The organism is Cyclobacterium xiamenense, assembly GCF_009467825.1.
Taxonomy (GTDB): domain Bacteria; phylum Bacteroidota; class Bacteroidia; order Cytophagales; family Cyclobacteriaceae; genus Cyclobacterium; species Cyclobacterium xiamenense.
This window is the reverse complement of the sequence record NZ_WIOK01000068.1, coordinates 1-2,008: the sequence shown is the minus strand read 5'-3', so window position 1 is coordinate 2,008 and position 2,008 is coordinate 1. Positions and strand designations below refer to the sequence as shown.

1 protein-coding gene and 1 pseudogene are annotated in these 2,008 nt (G+C 35.7%); both read left to right on the top strand.

Annotated features, from left to right (window positions below):
- Positions 1–401: pseudogene (locus GCU44_RS23365) on the top strand (hypothetical protein); the annotation flags it as partial.
- A 402-nt stretch (positions 402–803) separates the two neighbouring features.
- Positions 804–1,772: a virulence protein RhuM/Fic/DOC family protein gene (rhuM, locus tag GCU44_RS22845; protein ID WP_154859700.1), complete on the top strand. Its 969-nt coding sequence runs from the start codon at positions 804–806 to the stop codon at positions 1,770–1,772.
- The last annotated feature ends 236 nt before the right edge of the window (positions 1,773–2,008 follow it).

Here is a 2,008-nt window from a genome sequence, read left to right as displayed (position 1 = left end):
CCTGTAACCCAAGCTTGGGTGCAGCAGGCAGTTTACGGATAAAATATTATTTTAGTACATTTAAGGAAGTTTGTGAAAGCGAGCAAGAAAAGGGCTCCGTAAGTGCCCGCCGCCCACAAGCCCCGGACGTTATGGGCAATTCTGAGAACCAAATGAAGCATCCTGCATTTAAAGCAAAAATTTTTATACCCTCAAAAGGAATCGATTGGAGGGTCAATTCATCTAGGTTAATGTATGGAGGTTTTATTTTGCTTATAACAATTGCTTTTATTGCTAGTCAGCTAAGTTTAAGTTTATCCTTTGATTATTTAATTCGAACCCTACTTTTTTTATTATTGGGATTGATCTCTATGCAAGCTATTGGGGTGCTCATGAAAATGAAAAGAAATTCGGAAAGTTAGAAGGTGAAGTGAGTATCAGTTTAGATTCGATAGAATTTAATGATTATTTATACTCTTGGAGTTAAATAGATCAAGTAAAATTTGGAGTTTTTGCAGTAGTTGGTGAAATGTTGTGGTCTGATACTTACCCAATTGCAAGATACTATGGTGGCCAGCTTATTCTCAAGGAGTGAATAACTTCATTGAGTTCATGGCTTCTGACAAGAAAGTGAAAGTTTTTTTCCAATTGGAAACGCCTTCCCACAAAGTTGAGCTAAGAAAAATGATGCGGTTACTTTTTTTTAATGACCGAATTGATCTCTCTACCACCTACCTAGGGTTAAATTTGGAATATGAGGATATTCAAGAACTCAAAAAAGCCAAAATTAAGTATCTTGAAGAACAGGAATCAAAGTTTAGCTCATGAAGCAAACAGGTGAAATAGTAATTTATCAGTTGGGGAAAGACGCACCAACTATTCAAGTGCTTCTTGAAAATGACACCCTTTGGTTGGATCAATATCAGATTTCTGAATTGTTTGAAACTGATAGGACATCAATAGTCAGGCATATCCGAAATATTTACAAAACCTCTGAATTGGATGAAGAGGCAACTTGTGCAAAAATTACACAAGTTCAACAGGAAGGTGAAAGAGCAGTAAAGAGACAAATAAAAATCTATAATTTGGATCTGGTTATTTCTGTGGGTTATCGGGTTAATTCCAAAAAGGGTACAGCCTTTAGAATATGGGCCAGCAAGATCATTAAAGATCATTTGATAAAAGGCTATACGATTAACGAAAAGAGGTTACTGGAGCTTCAAAAAACAATAAAACTTGTTAATAGAACAATCCAAAGTCTTGGTTCAGACGATCAGACTAAGGGCATATTTGAAGTTTTATCCGAATTCTCCACTGCTTTGGATATTCTGGATGATTATGACCATCAAAGATTAAGTTTATCGCAAACCCCAATCCAAGCAACTTTTAGAATATCCTACGAGGAAGCAAAACATGCTGTGGATGAATTAAAGAAAAGATTCGGTGGTTCAAGTCTTTTTGGAAATGAAAAAGACCAATCCTTTAAGGGTTCAATTTCAGCTATCGACCAAACATTCGATGGCATAGAATTGTATCGAAGTTTAGAAGAAAAAGCTGCTCACCTTTTATATTTTGTTGTGAAAAACCATTCATTTTCAGATGGAAACAAAAGAATTGCAGCGTGGCTATTCATTTGGTATTTGGAAAAGAACAAAAGTTTGTATTTTCCAGATGGTACTAAAAGAATCAGTGAAAACGCATTGGTCGCTTTGACTTTGTTAATTGCTGAAAGTAAACCTGAAGAAAAAGAAATGATGATCAATGTAGTCGTAAATCTTATAAACAGAACATAGAAAGAAGAAAAGCCCATAACATCACCATGGATACAGCGGGCGGTTCAGAGTAAATTTGAAGTTTAGTATCTTTAAGAAGTTAGGAGTAGGCTGGAAGAGTACGGCTCCGAACGCCCGCCGTCTCCAAGCTGAATCCCGTTATAGCGCATATTGTGAAAGTTAATTCACATATAACCAACTTTTTAAAATTTTGAAAATGGTAACTTTTAAGTTACATTTACGTTCATGGATAAAGT